The sequence below is a fragment of the Polaromonas sp. CF318 genome (genome assembly GCF_000282655.1).
Lineage (GTDB): Bacteria > Pseudomonadota > Gammaproteobacteria > Burkholderiales > Burkholderiaceae_C > Polaromonas.
The window spans coordinates 92,152-110,647 of record NZ_AKIV01000076.1 but is presented as its reverse complement, the minus strand read 5'-3'; the positions used below and the strand labels follow the sequence as shown (position 1 = coordinate 110,647).

At 62.1% G+C, this 18,496-nt stretch carries 17 protein-coding genes; 2 read left to right on the top strand and 15 right to left on the bottom strand.

Going from position 1 to position 18,496, the window contains the following annotated elements:
- Positions 1-5 precede the first annotated feature (5 nt).
- The 8 genes from pheS to PMI15_RS15210 all read right to left on the bottom strand — a co-directional run bounded on the left by pheS (position 6) and on the right by PMI15_RS15210 (position 7,456).
- Positions 6-1,070, bottom strand: coding sequence for a phenylalanine--tRNA ligase subunit alpha (gene pheS / locus PMI15_RS15240; RefSeq protein ID WP_007870735.1), 1,065 nt, complete (start codon positions 1,068-1,070; stop codon positions 6-8).
- Positions 1,071-1,251: 181 nt separating this feature from the next.
- Complete coding sequence (gene rplT / locus PMI15_RS15235) at positions 1,252-1,611, bottom strand: 50S ribosomal protein L20 (protein WP_007870727.1); 360 nt, start codon at positions 1,609-1,611, stop codon at positions 1,252-1,254.
- 25 nt (positions 1,612-1,636) lie between these two features.
- On the bottom strand, positions 1,637-1,840 hold the full coding sequence (gene rpmI / locus PMI15_RS15230) for a 50S ribosomal protein L35 (RefSeq protein WP_007870723.1): 204 nt from the start codon (positions 1,838-1,840) through the stop codon (positions 1,637-1,639).
- 261 nt (positions 1,841-2,101) lie between these two features.
- Positions 2,102-2,707 carry a translation initiation factor IF-3 gene (gene infC / locus PMI15_RS15225; protein WP_081499622.1) on the bottom strand — a complete coding sequence of 202 codons (606 nt, stop codon included), beginning with the start codon at positions 2,705-2,707 and terminating at the stop codon, positions 2,102-2,104.
- Between the two features lie 105 nt (positions 2,708-2,812).
- Complete coding sequence (gene thrS / locus PMI15_RS15220; protein WP_007870717.1) at positions 2,813-4,720, bottom strand: threonine--tRNA ligase; 1,908 nt, start codon at positions 4,718-4,720, stop codon at positions 2,813-2,815.
- A gap of 279 nt (positions 4,721-4,999) precedes the next feature.
- Positions 5,000-5,179, bottom strand: coding sequence for a hypothetical protein (locus PMI15_RS24865; RefSeq protein ID WP_007870716.1), 180 nt, complete (start codon positions 5,177-5,179; stop codon positions 5,000-5,002).
- A gap of 170 nt (positions 5,180-5,349) precedes the next feature.
- On the bottom strand, positions 5,350-6,669 hold the full coding sequence (gene aceA, locus PMI15_RS15215) for an isocitrate lyase (protein ID WP_007870714.1): 1,320 nt from the start codon (positions 6,667-6,669) through the stop codon (positions 5,350-5,352).
- Positions 6,670-7,018: 349 nt separating this feature from the next.
- Positions 7,019-7,456 (bottom strand): gamma-glutamylcyclotransferase, encoded by a 438-nt coding sequence (locus PMI15_RS15210; RefSeq protein WP_007870713.1) that lies wholly within the window; start codon positions 7,454-7,456, stop codon positions 7,019-7,021.
- A gap of 140 nt (positions 7,457-7,596) precedes the next feature.
- Here PMI15_RS15210 and PMI15_RS15205 point away from each other — a divergent pair, with 140 nt between their 5' ends.
- Positions 7,597-8,544 carry a DMT family transporter gene (locus PMI15_RS15205; RefSeq protein ID WP_007870712.1) on the top strand — a complete coding sequence of 316 codons (948 nt, stop codon included), beginning with the start codon at positions 7,597-7,599 and terminating at the stop codon, positions 8,542-8,544.
- Here the strand turns inward: PMI15_RS15205 and PMI15_RS15200 are convergent.
- The 4 genes from PMI15_RS15200 to PMI15_RS15185 all read right to left on the bottom strand — a co-directional run bounded on the left by PMI15_RS15200 (position 8,489) and on the right by PMI15_RS15185 (position 12,732).
- Complete coding sequence (locus PMI15_RS15200) at positions 8,489-9,379, bottom strand: ABC transporter permease (RefSeq protein WP_007870710.1); 891 nt, start codon at positions 9,377-9,379, stop codon at positions 8,489-8,491. The two genes, PMI15_RS15205 and PMI15_RS15200, sit on opposite strands and share 56 nt — an antisense overlap.
- Before the next feature lies 1 nt (position 9,380).
- Positions 9,381-10,325: an ABC transporter permease gene (locus tag PMI15_RS15195; RefSeq protein WP_007870705.1), complete on the bottom strand. Its 945-nt coding sequence runs from the start codon at positions 10,323-10,325 to the stop codon at positions 9,381-9,383.
- 36 nt (positions 10,326-10,361) lie between these two features.
- Complete coding sequence (locus PMI15_RS15190; protein WP_007870702.1) at positions 10,362-11,468, bottom strand: ABC transporter ATP-binding protein; 1,107 nt, start codon at positions 11,466-11,468, stop codon at positions 10,362-10,364.
- Between the two features lie 100 nt (positions 11,469-11,568).
- On the bottom strand, positions 11,569-12,732 hold the full coding sequence (locus PMI15_RS15185) for an extracellular solute-binding protein (protein WP_007870698.1): 1,164 nt from the start codon (positions 12,730-12,732) through the stop codon (positions 11,569-11,571).
- A 254-nt stretch (positions 12,733-12,986) separates the two neighbouring features.
- Between PMI15_RS15185 and PMI15_RS15180 the strand changes: the two genes are divergently transcribed.
- On the top strand, positions 12,987-15,122 hold the full coding sequence (locus PMI15_RS15180) for an acyl-CoA dehydrogenase (protein ID WP_007870696.1): 2,136 nt from the start codon (positions 12,987-12,989) through the stop codon (positions 15,120-15,122).
- Positions 15,123-15,128: 6 nt separating this feature from the next.
- On the opposite strand, the gene PMI15_RS15175 is transcribed toward PMI15_RS15180, so the two are convergent.
- From PMI15_RS15175 to PMI15_RS15165, 3 genes are read right to left on the bottom strand one after another with little or no spacing between them, the layout of a single operon-like run.
- Positions 15,129-16,649 carry a malonyl-CoA synthase gene (locus PMI15_RS15175; protein ID WP_007870691.1) on the bottom strand — a complete coding sequence of 507 codons (1,521 nt, stop codon included), beginning with the start codon at positions 16,647-16,649 and terminating at the stop codon, positions 15,129-15,131.
- Positions 16,636-17,466, bottom strand: coding sequence for an enoyl-CoA hydratase/isomerase family protein (locus PMI15_RS15170; protein WP_007870689.1), 831 nt, complete (start codon positions 17,464-17,466; stop codon positions 16,636-16,638). Before PMI15_RS15170 ends, PMI15_RS15175 begins: the two co-directional genes overlap by 14 nt.
- A gap of 7 nt (positions 17,467-17,473) precedes the next feature.
- The gene (locus PMI15_RS15165; protein WP_007870688.1) at positions 17,474-18,472 is read right to left on the bottom strand and encodes a tripartite tricarboxylate transporter substrate binding protein; all 999 of its coding nucleotides are present in this window, start codon (positions 18,470-18,472) and stop codon (positions 17,474-17,476) included.
- Positions 18,473-18,496 lie beyond the last annotated feature (24 nt).

Below are 18,496 nucleotides of genomic sequence, written 5' to 3'. Positions count from 1 at the left end.
GTGGCTTATGACTGGAACTGCGAGAGGAAGCGGATGTCGCCGTCGAAGAACAGGCGCAGGTCGTTGACGCCATAGCGGAGCATGGTCAGGCGGTCCGGGCCCATGCCGAAGGCAAAGCCGATGTATTTCTCGGGGTCCAGGCCCATGTTGCGCACCACGTTCGGGTGCACCTGGCCGGAGCCGGCCACTTCCAGCCAGCGGCCGGCGAGCGGGCCGGTCTGGAACTGGATGTCGATCTCGGCGCTGGGCTCGGTAAAGGGGAAAAAGCTGGGCCGGAAACGCAACACCAGGTCGTCGCTTTCAAAGAAGGTGCGGCAGAAATCGGTGAAGACAAACTTGAGGTCCTTGAAGCTCACGTTCTCGCCTATCCACAGGCCTTCGCACTGGTGGAACATAGGCGAGTGGGTGGCATCGCTGTCGACGCGGTAGGTGCGACCCGGCGCGATGACGCGGATCTCTGGCATGCGGCCACCGGCATCAATCAAGGCACGATGCTTTTTGACATGCTGCACCGCATAGCGGATCTGCATCGGGCTGGTGTGGGTGCGCAGCAGGTTGGGCGCGGCCTCGGTGCCGCCTTCGACGTAAAAGGTGTCGTGCATGGAACGCGCGGGATGGTCTTCCGGCGTGTTGAGCGCGGTGAAGTTGAACCAGTCGGTCTCGATCTCGGGACCCTGGGCCACGTCAAAACCCATGGAGCCAAAAATGCCTTCAATGCGCTCCAGCGTCAACGACACGGGATGCAGGCCGCCCTGCACGCGCTGGCGGCCGGGCAGGCTCACGTCGAGCGCTTCGGCTTTGAGCTGCTTTTGCAGTTCGGCATCGGCCAGCGCCTGTCGGCGCGCGTTCAGCGCGGTTTCAATGGCCTGCTTGGCCAGGTTGATGGCGGCGCCGCGGGATTTTTTCTCCTCCACGCTGAGGGCCGCCATGCCCTTCATCAACTCGGTCACACGGCCGGTTTTGCCCAGGAATTGCGCCTTGGCGTTTTCCAGGTCGGCGGGCGTATTGGCCTGCGCAAAGCTGGCCTGGGCGCTGCTGACCAGTTCTTGGAGGGCATCAGGTTGGGTCATACGTTCTCTTGTTCGAAATACAAAACGGCAAAGGCGCTTTCGGCAGCACTCGCATCACGCCAACTGAGAGTAAGCACTGCGGAAAAAACCATAAAAAAGGGCCAGAGCCTTTTCAAGCTCCAGCCCTTATTTTCTTGCGCAGGCAGTGATTGAATAGCGTCAATACTGCCTGGCCTGAAAATCAGGCGGCCAGCTTGGCTTTCACCTGTTCAACGATGGCGCCGAAAGCAGCGCTGTCATTGATGGCCATGTCGGACAGAACCTTGCGGTCGATCTCGATGCCGGCTTTCTTCAGGCCGTTGGCAAACTGGCTGTAGGTCAGGCCGAATGAACGGCTTGCGGCATTGATACGGGCGATCCACAACTGGCGGAACACGCGCTTCTTGGTACGGCGGTCACGGTAGGCATATTGCCCGGCCTTCATTACCGCTTCTTTGGCGATACGGAAGACATTGCCGCGGCGGCCGCGGAAACCTTTTGCAAGGGTTAAAACTTTTTTGTGGCGGGCGCGAGCCGTTACACCACGTTTGACGCGAGGCATGTGTGTACTCCTTGTTCGTCGTTAATTAAATGCCCTGGCCTGGGAGCATCTGTGCCATGTGACCCATATTGGTCTCATGGACAGTCACCGCACCACGCAGATGGCGTTTGTTTTTGGTGGTCTTCTTGGTCAGGATGTGACGTTTGAAGGCTTGGCCGCGCTTGACGGTACCACCCGGACGAACGCGGAAACGCTTTTTAGCGCCGCTCTTGGTCTTCATTTTGGGCATGTAAATGCTCCTTTTCATTTGTGCTCGTGAGGCGCTGCGAACCTTCCGCAGACTTGATGGCCCCGAGCCACTTGTCAGTGGCCGGTGATGACACCTGCCACTGCCGGCGGATGTCTTGCAACATCCGCTGGTCGCGACGGGTTTGACCCCGTCACTTTCGGAAAGCAGGCTTGTCGCCCACCCTCACAGGAAACGCCTTGCGGCATCCCCTCAAAGGCCCGCCGGATCAATCCGGCAAACCCGTATCTCTTCTGGCTACCCTCAGGCCGTGGCCGAGGGCGCCGGTGCTGCCGCAGTTTCCGTAGCCGGCTTGCCGCCGGGCTTCTTGCGGCCCGGCGCGATCATCATGACCATCTGCCTGCCTTCAAGCTTGGGAAACTGCTCCACCACGATCAAATCCGCCAATTCGTCGCGAATCCGCGCCAACAGGGCCAAACCCAGTTCCTGGTGCGTGATTTCGCGGCCGCGAAAGCGCAAGGTAATCTTGCACTTGTCGCCCTCTTCCAAAAAGCGCTTGATGTTGCGCAATTTGATGTTGTAGTCCCCATCGTCAGTGCCGGGCCGGAATTTGACTTCCTTGATCTCGATCACTTTTTGCTTGGACTTCGCTTCCGCCGCCTTCTTCTGCTCGGCGTATTTGAACTTGCCGTAATCCATCAACCTGCACACGGGCGGAACCGCCGTGGGGGAGATTTCAACAAGGTCAACGTCGGCTTCACCTGCCAGGCGCAAGGCCTCCGCGATGCTGACAATGCCTAAAGGCTCGTTGTCCGGCCCGGTCAGACGCACTTCGGGGGCCATGATTTCACGGTTCAAGCGGTGCTTGCGTTCTTCACGGTGACGGCGGTCACGAAATTCAGTAGCGATGGTTCTATCCTTTAACTCTTGCTATAAAAGCTATAGCGGCTTGCGCCCGTCCTGCAAGAACGAGAAGCTTTAATGCCCACAAATTCGGGAGAATTTGCCAGCGATTCAGGCTTTTTGTGCGATGTCAGAAGCGATTTGCCGGGCAAACGCATCGAGAGGCATCACTCCAAGGTCTTTGTTACCCCGGGCGCGCACTGCAACGGCTCCGGCTTCCTTCTCCTTGTCGCCCACGACCAGGATGTAAGGCAGCTTTTTCATCGAGTGCTCCCGTATTTTATACGTAATTTTCTCATTGCGCAGGTCCAGGTTGACCCTAAGCCCTTGATTTTGCAGCGTTTTGGCCACTTCCCGGGCATATTCGGCCTGGGAATCGGTGATATTGAGGACTGAAACCTGTTCTGGAGCCAGCCAGGTCGGCAGCGCGCCGGCGTGTTCCTCGATCAAAATCCCGATAAACCGCTCCAGGCTGCCCACAATCGCACGGTGCAGCATCACCGGCCGGTGGCGGTTGCCGTCCTCGCCGACGTATTCAGCATCCAGGCGCTCCGGCATCGAAAAATCGACCTGCATGGTGCCGCACTGCCACTGGCGGCCTATTGCGTCTTTCAGCGTGTATTCGATCTTGGGGCCGTAAAACGCGCCGTCGCCGGGGGCGATTTCAAACTCGCAGCCGGACGCGCGCAGGCTTTCCATCAGCGCATGCTCGGCCCTGTCCCAGCTTTCATCCGAGCCGATGCGGGCTTCGGGGCGCGTGGCAACCTTGTAGATGATGTTCTTGAAGCCGAAATCGGCGTACACCTTTTGCAACAGGGTGGTGTAGTCCACGCACTCCTTGAGGATCTGGTCCTCGGTGCAGAAAATATGGCCGTCGTCCTGTGTGAAGCCGCGCACGCGCATGATGCCGTGCAGCCCGCCCGAAGGCTCGTTGCGGTGGCACTGGCCGAATTCGCCGTAGCGCAACGGCAGGTCACGGTAGCTCTTGATACCCTGCTTGAAGATCAGGATGTGACCGGGGCAGTTCATGGGCTTGAGCGCGTATTCGCGCTTTTCGCTCTCGGTCGTGAACATGTTGTCGCGGTATTTGTCCCAGTGGCCGGTTTTTTCCCACAGCGTCTTGTCGATGATCTGCGGGCCCTTGACCTCCTGGTAGCCGTTGTCCTGGTAGACCTTGCGCATGTACTGCTCCACGCCTTGCCAGACCGTCCAGCCCTTGGGGTGCCAGAACACCAGGCCGGGCGCATGGTCGTCGATGTGGAACAGGTCCAGTTCCTTGCCGAGCTTGCGGTGGTCGCGTTTTTCGGCTTCTTCCAGCATGGTCAGGTACTGCTGGAGTTCGTCCTTGGTCGCCCAGGCCGTGCCGTAGACGCGCTGCAGCATCTCGTTGCGGTGGTCGCCGCGCCAGTAGGCGCCGGCCACTTTCATGAGCTTGAAAAATTTCAGCTTGCCCGTGCTGGGCACGTGGGGGCCGCGGCACAGGTCCTCGAAAGCGCCCTCACGATAGAGCGACACGTCCTCATTGGCGGGGATGCTGGCGATGATCTCGGCCTTGTAGTGCTCGCCTATGCTCTTGAAGTACGCCACGGCCTCATCGCGCGGCAGCACGCGGCGCGTGACCGGCTCGTCCTTGGCGGCAAGCTCCGTCATGCGTTTTTCGATCGCGACCAGGTCTTCCGGCGTGAACGGGCGCTTGTACGAGAAATCGTAGAAAAAGCCGTTTTCAATCACCGGGCCAATCGTGACCTGCGCATCCGGGAACAGTTCCTTCACGGCATAAGCCAGCAAGTGGGCTGTGGAATGGCGGATCATGTCCAGCCCGTCTGCATCCTTGGCCGTGATGATGGAGACCGCGCTGTCCTTGGCGATCAGGTAGCTGGTGTCCACTACCTTGCCGTCGACCTTGCCGCCCAAGGCGGCTTTGGCCAGACCGGTGCCTATCGAGGCGGCGACTTCGGCGACCGTGACGGCTTGCGGGTATTCGCGCTTGGAGGCATCGGGGAGCGTGATCTGAATCATGGGATGAATTTTTAGGAAAAATGGGAAAACAAAAAAGCGCGGAACATGCCGCGCTTTGATGGAGGGTATTTGGATTTAAGCTATGAATAATGTAGCTAACAATCACCAAGGGGTGCGGACTAGCGCCCTGGATGACTCCAGAAAACGGACGAGGTCGTAGTTCGCGGTGTCATAACCCGAACGATCCTTCCTGTTTCCAGTTTGATTGATTGCATGCGCGTATTTTACGGCAGGTTGCCCGGGGGCCGCCCGCCAGGCCTATTGGACGGCGGCGAAGTGCTACTGCGGCGAGTTCGGCGGCAAAAAACCCAGGCCCAGGCAACGCGGGCATTCGGTAATAACGGTCTGCTTCTCGACCTCGAAATGTTCGTTGATGTTTTCGCTCTCGATGCGCAGTTCACCGGAACCCTCGCAGTCGGGACAGGAAATACGCTTGAAACCCACGGTTAAGTCCGACACGGCAAGCCCTCCTCCAGTTGATGTTCAAAGTCGTGTTTTATGTAACAAACGTCACTCTACGCCAAAAAGCACCCGCAAAAAAGCCCGGACAGGCCCTAAGTTCCTGTCCGGGCTGAAAGCTGCGCCCGTGAAGGCTCCAGCGTCTGGGTAATCGTTGGAATGAAAACAGTTCAGTGGAACTGCTCTTCTTCGGTGGAACCGGTCAGCGCGGTGACGCTGGACTTGCCGCCCTGGATCACCGTGGTGACCTCGTCGAAGTAGCCGGTGCCGACTTCCTGCTGATGCGACACAAAGGTGTAGCCGCGATCGCGTGCCGCGAATTCGGGCTCTTGCACCTTCTCGACATAGGCCGACATGCCGCGTTTGACGTAGTCCTGGGCCAGATCGAACATGTTGAACCACATCGAGTGGATGCCGGCCAGGGTGATGAACTGGTATTTGTAGCCCATCGCGCCCAGCTCTTTCTGGAACTTGGCAATGGTCGCGTCGTCGAGGTTTTTCTTCCAGTTGAAGGACGGCGAGCAGTTGTAGGCCAGCAATTTTCCGGGGTGCACCTTGTGCACGGCCTCGGCAAACTTCCTGGCGAACTCCAGGTCGGGCGTGCCGGTTTCGCACCACACGAGGTCGGCGTAGTGGGCGTAGGCAATGGCGCGGCTGATGGCCTGGTCGATGCCTTTTTTCGTCTTGTAAAAGCCTTCGGACGTGCGTTCGCCGGTGATGAAAGGCTTGTCGTTTTCGTCGTAGTCGCTGGTCAGCAGGTCGGCCGCTTCAGCGTCGGTGCGGGCAATCACCAGCGTGGGCACGCCGCAGACGTCGGCGGCCATGCGGGCTGCCACCAGTTTTTGCACGGCTTCAGCCGTAGGCACCAGTACCTTGCCGCCCATGTGGCCGCATTTCTTGACCGAGGCAAGCTGGTCTTCCCAGTGAACGCCAGCGGCGCCGGCCTTGATCATGGCCTTCATCAGTTCGAAGGCGTTGAGCACGCCGCCGAAACCGGCTTCGGCATCGGCCACGATGGGTGCGAAGTTGTCGATGTAGCCCTTGTCGCCGGCGTCTATGCCCTTGGAATGCTGGATCTCGTCGGCGCGGCGGAAGGTGTTGTTGATGCGCTCAACCACGGTGGGGACGGAGTCGACCGGGTACAGCGATTGGTCGGGGTACATGGAGGCGTAGCTGTTGTTGTCGGCGGCGACTTGCCAGCCCGACAAGTAAATGGCTTTGACGCCGGCCTTGACCTGCTGCATGGCCTGGCCGCCCGTGAGCGCGCCCAGGCAGTTCACGTAAGGCTCGTTGTTGACCAGGTTCCAGAGCTTTTCGGCACCGCGGCGTGCCAGCGTGTGTTCAATCGGGAAGGAGCCGCGCAGGCGAACCACGTCGGCCGCGCTGTAACCGCGCTTGATGCCCTTCCAGCGTGGGTTGGTGGCCCATTCTTTTTCGAGGGCGGAAATCTGCTGGTCGCGGCTCAGTTGTTCAGTGAGGGTTTGTGGCATGGTGGGCTCCTTGAGTTGAAAGAATTGAAGAAGAGAAAAGTGGTGAATGCGATGGACTCACTTTAAGTCTTCTACAAGACTTTGTGAAGCTCTTATGTCTTATATAAGACAAAAATTAAATTCAATAAAATCAACAAACTACTGACAAAATATCGCAATACAAAATCATATTTCTCGGATTGAGAAATATTTCCGCGGTGCAGCATTTTCAATTTTGTATTGTGAAATTAATTTATTGGATCGTGAAATAAGAGTGCGCTGCCCGCGCAGGGCGGAACGGCGCGGCAGCAGCGCGGTTGAGTCAGGAGCAAAGGGGGGCCTGGCGCGTTTGCGGCAAGCGCCCTGAAATTCAGGCCTGGCGGCCGGTGCGGTGCAGCACCCAGTCGCCGCCGGCAATGACGGGCTTGCCCCGGGTGCGCTCCGGCGAAATTTCATAAAGCACGCACAGCAGTTCGCGCGGCGTGCCATGCAGCCCCGCCGGTGCCGGCGTGCTGTCCAGTTGCACCACCACTTCCCGCTTGGTGTATTCACCGGTTTGCTGCGGCCAGACCTCTTCGATCTCATCGAGCACCCGCTCCAGCTCGGGGCTCACGGCATAGACCTCGCCGTGCACAACACCCGTCCCGCCCAGCACCAGGCCCGGGTAGCTTCCCAGGTGGTGCATGACGCCGGCCACTTGGGCCCGCCCCACCCACTGCGGCGCGGGCCGCAGGCGGTTGATGTCACGCTCTTCCCCTTTGCGCAGGGTGCCGTAGACAAAAACATGGCGGGTGGCGGAAGGTGTCATCGCGTGAAGCCCTGGGTATCGGAAGGCGGGGAAATTCGGTCCGCAAAAACTAAGGCATGATTCCGGCCTGCGCCGGCATCCCCTGCCGGCCCATGCAACCGACGGGCCGCAGGGCCGCTGCAACAGGAACTCCCAGTTTAATGAACCGCATTGTGGCTTACGCCTGTCTCGGGCTCAGCATGTCTTTGGTGGGCAGCTATGTGGCGCTGTCCAAACCCCTGGTCGCCGCCCTTCCCGTCTTTCTGCTCGCCTGGCTGCGTTTTGGCATAGGGGGCGCGGCCATGCTGCGCTGGCTCAAAAAACCCGCTGAAGAGATTCCCATGAGCCGGCAGACCGCCCGCCTGCTGTTCCTGGAGTCCTTCCTGGGCAACTTTCTGTTTTCCATCTGCATGCTGTTCGGCGTGAGCATGACCAGCGCCGTCGCGGCCGGCGTGATCATGGCCTCCATCCCGGCCGCCGTCGCGCTCATGAGCTGGCTCTTCCTGCGGGAGCGCATCAGTTTGCGGATATGGGGTGCGGTAGCTTGTGCCGTGGTCGGCATCGCGCTGGTGTCGCTGGCCAAAAATCCGGCGGCGACACACGCGGTAACGGGGCCGCAAACCGGCCCGGCGCCAAGCTACGCCTGGCTGGGCAACCTGCTATTGGTAGGCGCCGTCCTGTGCGAGGCCTTCTATGCGGTGATCGGCAAGAAGCTGACCGGCGTGCTGAGCCCCAAACGCATTTCGGCTCTGATCAACCTCTGGGGTTTTGCGCTCGTCACGCCGCTGGGCCTCTGGATGGCCTGGAGCTTTGATTTCGGCGGAGTCGCGCCTTCCCTCTGGTTGCTGCTGGTGTTCTACTCGCTGGCCGCCAGTGTCTGGACGGTATGGCTCTGGATGACGGGCCTCAAGACCATCCCCGCCAACGAAGCCGGCGTGTTTGCCGTGCTGCTGCCCATCAGCGCCGCCGCGGTCGGCGTCATCGTGCTGGGCGAAACGCTGAGCCCCACCCAGATCGGCGCCTTCGGCATTGCGCTGGCCGGCGTGGTGCTGGCTACTTTGCCGGGACGGGGTCTGGAAAAGCCTGCTCCGGTCGAGCCGCCGCACTGATCTCGCGGTCCAGCCGCTTTTGCCGGCGCATCACATAGATGCTGTAGCTGATGATGCCCAGCGACACCACCGTGATCAGGATCGTGGCCGCCGCGTAAATGGACGGGTTCACGCCACGGCGGGCGTAGCTGAAGATCACCTGCGGCAATGTCGTCACGCCCGGGCCCGACAAAAACTCGGAGATCACCACGTCGTCAAACGAGAGCGTGAACGTCAGCAGCCAGGCCGACACCAGGGCCGGCGCGATATTGGGCAGGGTCACCAGGAAAAACACCTGCATGGGCCGGCAGCCCAGGTCCATGGCGGCCTCCTCGAGGGTCCGGTCCATTTCGCTCAGGCGCGACTGGACCACCACGGTCGCGTAGGCCATGCCCAGCAGGGTGTGGCCGGTCACAATGGTGATGAAGCCGCGGTCAGGCCAGCCCACGGCGCGCTGCACCGCCACCATCAGCAGCAGCAAGGACAGCCCGATGATGACCTCGGGCATGACCAGGGGCGCGTTGACCAATCCGTAAAACAGCGTGCGTCCGGTAAAGCGCAGGTAGCGCACCAGCACAAAGGCGGCAAAGGTTCCCAGCACCACCGACAGCGTGCCGGTGATCAGCGCCACCTTGAGCGACAGGAAGAAGCCCTCGACCAGCCGCGAATCCGCCAGCAGTGCCTCGTACCAGCGCGTGGAAAAGCCGGTGAAAACGCCGTCCTGCCGCGTGCTGTTGAAAGAAAAGACGATAAGGAAAAACAGCGGGATGTAAAGAAAGAGATAGACCAGCCCCATCCAGAGCCGGCCCACGTTGTTTTCCACCAGGCGCGAAAAACCCCTCAGGGTGAACTTCATCTCAGTGCCCTCCCCGCGCGTCGCGGTCGCTGCTGGAGCGGTAATAAAAGGCCAGCGGCACCAGGATCAGCAGAATCATCACCACCGCGAGCGCGGACGCGCGCGGCCAGTTGTTGCTGCTGAACATCTCGTCCCAGACCACGCGGCCGATCATGATGTTTTCGGCGCCGCCCAGCAACGAGGGGATCACGAACTCGCCGACGCTGGGAATGAACACCAGCATGGAGCCGGCCACGATGCCCGACTTGCTGAGCGGCACGGTGATCAGCCAGAAGGCCTTCCAGGCGCTGGCGCCCAGGTCATGCGCGGCCTCCAGCAGGCGGAAATCCATCTTCACCAGGTTGGCGTAGAGCGGCAGGATCATGAAGGGGCAGTACACATAGGTCATGCCCACCAGCATGGAGACGTCGGTGTAGAGCATCACCATGGGCTCCTGGATGATGCCCAGCGACAGCAGCAGGTTGTTGAGCACACCCTGGTCGGCCAGGATGCCCTTCCAGGCGTAGACACGCAGCAGGAAGGAGGTCCAGAACGGCAGCATCACCAGCATCAGCAAGGCCGGGCGTATCGAGGGCCGCGAGCGCGCGATGAAGTAGGCAAAGGGATAGCCTATGACCAGGCAGGACAGCGTGGTCAGCAAGGCGTACTTCAGTGAGGTCTTGTAGGCCTCCATGTAGATGGTGTTGCCGAAGCCGCCCACGGCGTCCTGCGCGTTGTCGATAAAGATGGATGCGTAGTTGTTGTAGCGCAGCAGGACGTGCCAGGAGCCCTTCACCGTCTCTATCAGCGGCGCGAAGGGATCGACGCCGCCTCCCATGTCCGTCACGCTGATGCGCAGCAGGATCAGGAAAGGCAGCACAAAAAACAGCAGCAGCCAGACGTAGGGCACGGCAATTACGAAGCGCCGCCCGAGGTTGAGCTGAAGCCAGGAGGGGATGTTTTTCATCGCCGGGATTGAATCGTTGCAGCCTGTGGGCCGGGCCTACTGCGTCAGCACCACCGGCGCGGAGCCGTCCCACCAGAAGAAAACCGGGTCGTCCCAGGTGATCGTGTCGCTGTCGTGGCGCGTGGTGTTGGTCTCGGTGATCTTGAGGGTGCGCCCGCCGGCCGCTTCCACGATGAAGGTGTTGTAGCTGCCGAAATAGGCAATCTCGCGCACCTTGCCGGTGAACAGGTTGCTGCCGACCCCAGGCGGGCGGGCCTTGGCGATATGGATCTTCTCGGGCCGCACCGCGATGGCCACCGCCATGCCCAGCGTGCCGCTGATGCCGTGCCCCACGCTGACCACGCCCTGGTCGGTGGTGACTTCGCAGCGGTCGGCCTCGTCCAGCGTGAGCTCGCCTTCCAGCATGTTGACGTTGCCGATGAAGTCGGCCACAAAACGGCAATTGGGATGCTCGTAGATTTCCTTGGGCGTGCCAACCTGCAGCACGCGGCCGTGGCTCATCACGGCGATGCGGGAGGCCATGGCCATGGCCTCTTCCTGGTCGTGCGTGACCATGACACAGGTCACGCCCACCGACTCAAGAATGTTGACGAGCTCGAATTGCGTGCGTTCGCGTAGCTTTTTATCCAGCGCACCCAGGGGTTCGTCAAGCAAAAGCAGCTGGGGGCGCTTGGCCAGGCTGCGCGCCAGGGCCACACGCTGCTGCTGGCCGCCCGAGAGCTGGTGCGGCTTGCGTTTGGCGAAGGCCTCGAGCTGGACCAGCTTGAGCATTTCCTGCACGCGGGCCTCGATCTCGGGCTTGGGCATACCCTCGCGCTTGAGGCCGAAGGCGATGTTGTCCCAGACCGTCAGGTGCGGAAACAGCGCGTACGACTGGAACATCATGTTGATGGGCCGCTCGTAGGGCGGGAAGGACGCGATGTCCACGCCGTCGAGGAAGACCGCACCGGAGGTCGGTTTTTCAAAACCCGCCAGCATGCGCAGCAAGGTCGATTTGCCGCAGCCTGAGCTGCCCAGCAGTGCGAAGATTTCCCCCTTGTGGATGGACAGCGAGACGTCGTCGACCGCTGCCACGCCGTCAAAGCGCTTGACCAGCTGGTCGGTCCGCAAATAGCCATCACCGGGCGATAGGGGCAGATTCATGAACAGAGGCACCAAGATGAAAAAAAGCTGCGCACACAACGCATTGCATGCACAGCCGGGTTCACACTGAAATCAGCGCTTGCCAGAGATCAGTAAAACGTCACTTGCCTTTTTTGAAGGCGGTAAACACATTGCTCATGGATTCGCGGGCTTCATTGCTGAAGCTGGCCGGTGACACCATTTTCTTCAGGTTGTCGGCATCGGGGAACACCGCCTTGTCCTTGGCGATTTCGGGCTTGACGTTGGGCAGGCTGGCCTTGTTGGCGGTGGCGTAGCCCAGTTCGTTGGTCAGGGAGGCGGACACTTCAGGGCGCAGCGAGTAATTGATGAAGGCCAGCGCGTTGTTGGGGTGCTTGGCATCCTTGGGGATGGCCAGGGTGTCGAAGAAGATCAGGCCGCCGGTGCTGGGCAACAGGGCCTCGACTTCATTGCCGCTCTTGTTTTCAAGGGCGCGGCCGCGGGCAATGTTGATGTCGCCGGCCCAGGCCAGGGCCACGCAGGCCTTGCCACCGGCCAGGTCGTCAATCATGGTGCTGGAAAACATGCGGATGTGCGGGCGCACCTTGGCCAGCATCTCGGCCGCCGCCTTATGGTCGGCCGGGTCGTTGGAGTACGCGTTCTTGCCCAGATAGTGCATGGCCGGCGGCAACACTTCGGTGGGCGAGTCGAGGTAAGCGATGCCGCAGGCCTTGAGCTTGGCGGTGTAGACCGGGTTGAACACCAGGTCCCAGGCGTTTTCCGGCATGGGGGTGGAACCCAGGGCCTTGGCGACCTTGGCCTTGTTGATGCCGACCGTGGTGAAGCTCCAGGCCCAGGGCACGAGGTAGGCATTGCCCGGGTCAATGGTGCCCAGCTTTTCCATGATGGCCGGGTCCAGGTTGCCGTAGTTGGCGATTTTGGTTTTGTCGAGTTTGGCAAGCAGGCCGCCGTCGATCTGCGGCTTGGCGAACACGGCGCCCGGCACGACGATGTCGTAGCCGGTGTTGCCGGCGACCAGCTTGGCATGCAGGGCCTCGTTGTTCTCGAAGGTCTGGTAATTGACCTTGATGCCGGTTTCCTTCTCGAAGTTGGCGACCATGTCCTTGGCGACGTAGTCGGGCCAATTGTAGACATTGAGTACCTTTTCCTCGGCGGCCACGGGGGCCGGTGCGCTCGCGGCGGCGGCCGGGGCGGCAGCGGCAGGCGCTTCGTCTTTTTTACCGCAGGCGGTCAGTGCCGCCACCAGCATGGCCGAAAACGCCCAATACCCAAGATGCTTTTTCATAATGTCCTCAACTCCTCTTATAAAAACTTGGAAGTAAAAACCAGGAAACACTAGCAAAAATCAGACCGGAGCAATTGTATAAGAGGGCCGAAGGCACGGGAACCTTTCTTCTTATGCGGCCTTTGCATCAGGGCTTGCCATCAGCCGCCCGGTAAATCCGCCTACAGCAGGACGGGCCGAAGGCGCTAGGCGCCCCTCCCCTCCCCGCGTACGCTTTTGGGGCAAGCTTTCACTTCCCTTCCGAAAGACACCCCATGGGATTTTCCCGCTGGCTGGGTCGGGCCGCCATGAAACCCTTTGCCCGGGCGTTGCCTGTGATGGGCAACACAGAGCGCGCCGCGCTCGAAGCGGGCACTGTCGGCTTTGAAGGCCGGCTGTTCTCCGGCCGGCCCGATTTTGACGCCCTGCTGGCCGCCGGGCCCAATGTGCTCAGCGCCGCGGAACAGGCCTTTCTGGACAAGGAAGTCACCACCCTGTGCGCCATGCTGGACGACTTTGCCATCGACCAGGCCGGGGACCTGCCCGCAGAGGTCTGGGCTTACCTGCGCGAACACCGCTTCTTCGGCATGATCATTCCCGAGGCGCATGGCGGGTTGGGCTTCAGCCACTATGCCCACGCCACCGTGGTCACGCGCATCGCCACCCTCAATATCTCGGCCGCCGTGACCGTCATGGTGCCCAACTCCCTGGGCCCCGCGGAGCTGCTGTTGCGCTATGGCACGCCGGATCAGAAGCAACACTACCTGCCGCGCCTGGCCGACGGCCGCGACCTGCCCTGTTTCGGGCTGACCTCGCCCTATGCGGGCTCGGACGCGGCCTCCATCCCCGACAGCGGCGTACTGGTCGAGCGGGAAATCGATGGCGCCATGGTGCGCGGCTTCAGCGTGAATTTCTCCAAGCGCTACATCACCCTGGCGCCCGTGGCCACCGTCGTGGGCCTGGCCTTCAACGCCATCGACGAACGCCTGCCCGAAGGCCAGCGCGAGTTGGGCATCACCTGCGCGCTGATCCCGGTGCCGCAGCCCCGTATGGAGATCGGCAGGCGGCACCGGCCGATGGACGCGGCCTTCATGAACGGCCCTATCGAAGGCCGCGAGGTCTTCATCCCCATGGACTGGGTCATAGGCGGCGAAGCCCGGGTCGGCCAGGGCTGGCGCATGCTGATGGAATGCCTGGCGGCCGGACGGGCCATTTCGCTGCCGGCACTGGGCTCGGCGATGCAGCAGACCGCCTTGTTTGTCGCCAACGGCTACGGCCAGGTGCGCGAGCAGTTCGGGCTCCCGATCGGGCGTTTCGACGCGATTGCCGGCGTGATCGCCGGGATGGCCTGCGAGCTGTACGCGACGGATGCCGCCCGCCGCTACACCGCTGCGGTGCTCGACCACGGCGAGCAGCCCAGCGTGGCCAGCGCCATCCTGAAGGTGCATTTGACCGAAGCCGGCCGCCGCGCCGTCAACCACGGCATGGACATTCTGGGCGGCAAGGGCATCATCCAGGGCCCTTCCAACCTGCTATCCGTGGCCTATCGCGGCGCGCCGATTGCCATCACGGTGGAAGGCGCCAACATCCTGACCCGCTCGCTGATCATCTTCGGCCAGGGCGCGGTACGCTGCCACCCTTACGTGATGAAGGAAATGCGGGCGGTGCAGGACAATGACGCCCAGGCGCTGGGCGAAGCATTGACAGGCCATGGCGGGCACGTGCTGCGCAACTTCTGGCACAGCATCGCGGGCGCGCCGCTGCGGGGCACGCCGCCCGCGGGCCTGGAAAAGGAAGCCCGGCTGATCGCGCGCCTGAGCAGCCAGTACGCACTCACCTGCGACCTGGCCATGGGCCTGCTGGGCGGCAAGCTCAAGCGCATGGAGTTGCTGTCGGCCCGGCTGGGCGACGTGCTGGCCCATCTTTATATGGCCAGCGCCTGCGTCTGGCGCTATGCCGTTGAAAAGGATGGCGACATGCTGCCGGTGGCCAGGGCCGCCATTCGCATGCAGCTCGACCAGGCCGGCAGTGCGCTGGAAGCGCTTTACGCCAACTTTCCATCGCCGCTGCGCCGGGTGGTGGGCACACTGGTGCTCAACCGCAGCACGCGGCTGGCGCCGCTTCGTGACGTCCAGTTGCTGGAACTCGCCAGGCTGCTGCGCACCAACAATGCGCTCGTGAAACGCCTCTGTCCCGACCTGGCCACGCCGGCCGGCGGCGGCTTGCGGGACCTGATGGATGCGCTGGCGCTAGCGGCACAGCTGGGGGAGGAAACCGTGGCCCTCAACAAGGCCGTGCGCCGCAGCGCGTCCATGGAGCGCGCCGCACAGGCCTCAAGCCGCCCTGAGCTGGCACTGGCCTATCTGCGCGCTGCCGACCGGGTGATCCAGGTCGACGACTTCGCACCCTAGCCTGTTTTAAGCAAACAGGCCCTTGTACTGCTCACGCAGCAAATTCTTTTGCACCTTGCCCATGGTGTTGCGCGGCAGCTCGCTGACCACAAAACACTGTTTGGGAATCTTGAAGTTGGCCAGCCTGGACTTGAGTTCGCCCACAATCCGGCCGCCTTCCAGCGAAGCGCCTGGTTTGGCGATCACGACGGCCACGCCCACTTCGCCAAAATCCGGGTGCGGCACGCCGACCAGGGCGCTTTCGGCCACGCCCGGCATGTCGTTGATATAGCCCTCGATCTCGGCCGGGTAGACGTTGTAGCCGCCACTGATGATCAGGTCCTTGCTGCGGCCCACGATGACGATGTAGCCGCGCTCGTCGATCTTGCCGACGTCACCGGTCTTGAAGTAGCCGTCCGCCGTGAACTCTTCCTTGGTCTTTTCCGGCATGCGCCAATAGCCCTTGAAGACATTCGGCCCCTTGACCTGGATGCCGCCTATCTCGCCGGCCGGCAGGGGCTGCCCGTCGTCGCCTTGTACGCGCAGGCTGACGCCCGGCAGCGCAAAGCCCACGGTGCCGCCGCGCCGCTCGGCGCCCTGGTAGGGGTTGGAGGTCAGCATCACGGTTTCGGACATACCGTAGCGCTCCAGAATCGTATGGCCGGTGCGCTCCTTCCATTCGTTGAAGGTTTCGATCAGCAAGGGGGCCGATCCCGCGACAAAAAGGCGCATGTTGCGGCAGGCCTCGCGCGTGAGCCCCGCTTCGGCCAGCAGGCGCACGTAGAGCGTGGGCACACCCATGAAAACCGTGGCCTCGGGCAGCTTGCGAACCACCAGCTTGGGATCGAACTTCGCGAGCCAGATCATCTTGCTGCCGTTGATCAGCGCACCGTGGATGGCGACAAACAGGCCGTGCACATGAAAAATCGGCAAGGCGTGGATCAGCACGTCGCCCTTCTTCCAGCCCCAGTAGTCCTTGAGCACCAGCGCGTTGCTCAGCATGTTGCCGTGCGTCAGCATGGCGCCCTTGCTGCGGCCCGTGGTGCCGCTGGTGTAAAGGATGGCGGCCAGGTCGTCGGCCTGCCGCTGCACGGGTTCATGCCGGTCGCTGCAATGCGCGGCGCGCTCCAGCAGCGAGCCCGTGCGGTCGTCATCCAGCGTGAAGACGTTGCGTGTGCCGGCCTTGAAGGCGATCTTGCTGACCCAGCCGAAATTCTTGCTGCTGCACACCATCACCGAGGGCTCGGCATTGCCGATGAAGTACTCGATCTCGGCACTTTGGTAGGCGGTGTTGAGCGGCAGGAACACATAACCGGCGCGCAAGGTCGCCAGGTACAGCATCATCGCTTCCACCGACTTTTCGACTTGCACCGCCACCCGGGCCCCCGCGGGCAGGCCCAGCGAGGCCAGCAGGTTGGCCAGCATCGCGGTGCCACGTTCGAGGTCGCGCCATGAGTAGCTCAGGCCGTTGTCGGTTTCGACGGCAACGTCGTCCAGCGAAGAAGGAAAAGCGGCTCGCAGTGCCGCGAACAGGTTATGGTTTTTCATGGCTCAGGCTGTCAGTGGTCATAGATTCAGCGGCCCGGCCATCAAACCGGGGCTGGCGTTTTTCGGTAAAGGCCGTCACGCCTTCCCGGTGTTCGGGCGACGCAGCGTAGCGGTAAGCATTCGCTGCAAGGTCCATCACGGCTTGCTCGCTGCCGGCCTGGGCCAAGACCCGCAAAGCCTGCTTGTTCAGCCTCGCGGCGCCGGGCGCGAGGGCGGCGCACCGTTCCACGCAAGCCATGGCAGCGGCGACCGCCTCATCAGCGGGCAGCACCTGGTTGAGAAAGCCGCGCCGCTTCATCTCACCAGCGTCCAGCACGGCGGCCGACAGCAGCATTTCGCGCGCGGTCAGCTCGCCCGCCGCGCGCAACACCAGCGCGGCTTCGCGCGGCGCCATCGGAAAGCCGAGCCTGGCGATGGGCGCGCCGAACTTCGCGCTGTCGGCCGCGATGCGGATATCGCAGCAACTGGCAATCTCCAGGCCGGCGCCCATGCAGTTGCCGTCGATCTGCGCGACCATGGGCAGGTCGCAATCGAGCATGGCCCGCAAGCCGCCCCACACATCACGCTCATGAAAATCACGCAAGGCGGATTCTTCAAACCGGAAACCGGCGTATTCGGAAATGTCGCCTCCCGCGCAAAAATGCCCGCCCTCGCCCCGCACAAGCACGCAGCGCACATCGGCTGCCCGCTGGAGGCGCTCGAAGGCCGCGCGCAGTTCGCGCCACATGGCGCGGCTCATGGCATTGAACTTGCCCGGATGCAACAGGGTCACAAAGGCCAGGGAGCCCTTCACCTCGAGTAAAACAGCTCCGGCCATCAATCGGTCATTCGAGTTTGGCGCCGGAGGCCTTCACCACCGCCGACCAGCGCTTGACCTCGCTGCTCACGAACGCACCGAACTGCTGCGGCGTGAGGTTGCCGAAGTCCGCGCCATTGCTGGCCCAGATGGCTTTGAGCTCGTCGGTGGTGGCGGCTTTGCGCAGGTCTTCAACGATGCGCGCCTGCACGTCGGCCGGCGTGCCCTTGGGTGTCCACATGCCATACCAGGTGGTCACGGTGTAGTCGGGCAGGCCCAATTCGCCGGCGCAGGGCACATCCGGGAAAGCCGGATTGCGCTTGGTGCCGGACACCATCAGCGCCTTGATCCGGCCGCCCTTGATGTGATTGGCGGAAGAACCCAGACCGTCAAACATCATGTCGACATTTCCGGAGATCAAATCCTGCAGGGCCGGGCCCGCGCCGCGGTAGGGAATGTGGGTGATGAAGGTCTTGGTCTGCTGCTTGAACAGCTCGCCCGCCAGGTGGTGCGAAGTGCCCGCGCCGGCCGAGCCGTAGTTGTACTTGCCCGGCGCCTTGCGCACGGCCGCGATGTAAGCCTTGAAATCGGCAAAAGGCATGTTGCGGGGGTTGACCACCAGCACCTGCGGCACGTTGGCCATCAGGGCCAGCGGCACGAAGTCTTTTTCGATGTCGTAGTCGAGCTTGGGATACATCGAAGGCGCGATGGTGTGGTGCACCGCGCCCATGAACAGCGTGTAGCCGTCGGGCTGCGCCTTGGCCGCGATGCTGGCCCCCAGCGTGCCGCCGGCGCCGCCGCGGTTGTCGATGATGAGCTGCTTGCCGGTCAGCCTGGCGAACTGGGCGGACAGGGGGCGGGCGAAGGCGTCGGTGCCGCCGCCGGCCGGGAAGGGCACGATGACCGTCACCGGCTTGGTGGGCCAGGCCGACTGGGCCTGGCTACCCAAGGACAGTGTCGCGGCGCCGGCGGCCGCGGCGCGCAAGATGTCGCGCCGGGAGGCCCGGGCATGAAAGCTGAAAGTCATTGTTGTCTCCTGTCGTTGTCGAAA